Origin of the sequence: Centipeda infelix ATCC 43532 (genome assembly GCF_000234095.1) — a bacterium.
Classification (GTDB): Bacteria; Bacillota; Negativicutes; order Selenomonadales; family Selenomonadaceae; genus Centipeda; species Centipeda infelix.
The window spans coordinates 1-1,271 of the sequence record NZ_JH376806.1; the positions used below are offsets into that span (position 1 = coordinate 1).

The 1,271-nt window shown below is 49.5% G+C and carries 1 rRNA gene; it reads right to left on the reverse strand.

Annotated features, from left to right (window positions below):
* Positions 1 to 1,049: ribosomal RNA gene (locus tag HMPREF9334_RS11275) — 23S ribosomal RNA — on the reverse strand; the annotation flags it as partial.
* Positions 1,050 to 1,271 lie beyond the last annotated feature (222 nt).

Sequence of the window (1,271 nt, forward strand, 5' to 3'; positions counted from 1 at the left end):
TAGCACAGCATTTGGGACCTTAGCCGGCGGTCTGGGCTGTTTCCCTCTTGAATACGGGTCTTATCACTCGCATTCTGACTCCCAGGCTGCCCATATGAGCCATTCGTAGTTTGACTGGGGTCGGTAGGCTTTACGCCCCCTTGCCCGATCAGTGCTCTACCGTCTCTATGGTGATTCGCCTGAGGCTAGCCCTAAAGCTATTTCGGGGAGAACCAGCTATCTCCACGTTCGATTGGCATTTCACCCCTATACACATCTCATCCCAAAGTTTTTCAACACTCACGGGTTCGGTCCTCCACTCATTTTTACCTGAGCTTCAACCTGGACATGTATAGATCACTGTGGTTTCGGGTCTAATCCATGCTACTGCTCGCCCTCTTAAGACTCGCTTTCGCTTCGGCTCCGCGTCTCCCGCTTAACCTCGCAGCATAAATTAACTCGCCGGTTCATTCTTCAATAGGCACGCCGTCGCACATCTAAAGTGCTCCGACTGTTTGTAGACATACGGTTTCAGGTTCTATTGCACTCCCCTCCCGGGGTTCTTTTCACCTTTCCCTCACGGTACTTTTCGCTATCGGTCGTTTTGATGTATTTAGCCTTGGATGGTGGTCCACCCTGCTTCCCACCGGGTTCCTCGTGCCCTGTGGTACTCTGGATTCCTGCCCGCTTTTCACTCTTTCGTGTACGAGGGTCTCACTCTCTTTGCCGCACCTTCCCAGATGCTTCCACTAGAATGTCCAGTTTGTTGCAGGTCCGCAACCCCAAGAAACCGAAGTCTCTTGGTTTGGGCTCCTCCCGTTTCGCTCGCCGCTACTCAGGGAATCTCTTTGATTTCTTTTCCTCCGACTACTTAGATGTTTCAGTTCATCGGGTGTTTTCTCTCTGCATCGAGTGCAGAGTGACGGGACGTTACTCCCGCCGGGTTGCCCCATTCGGAAATCTGCGGGTCATAGCTTACTTGCAGCTCGCCGCAGCTTATCGCAGCTTATCGCGTCCTTCTTCGTTTCAAAACGCCTAGGCATCCGCCGTATGCCCTTATAAACTTGACTTACGTCTAACGACTTTTGTCATCAGTTTAAAGGTATTTTCGCTTTATCCTAATTTGCTTGGGAAAATCTTTTAGTGAGGAAAACTTTATGACATGAGTACACAAAGTCTCCCTTGTTTTAGATTTTCTTGTTTCTTCTGTGCAGTTTTCAGTGAACAATAAGGACTACCGCAGAGACTTTCATCTCTTCGATGCGCCCTCAAAACTAGACAATGCAAAACTA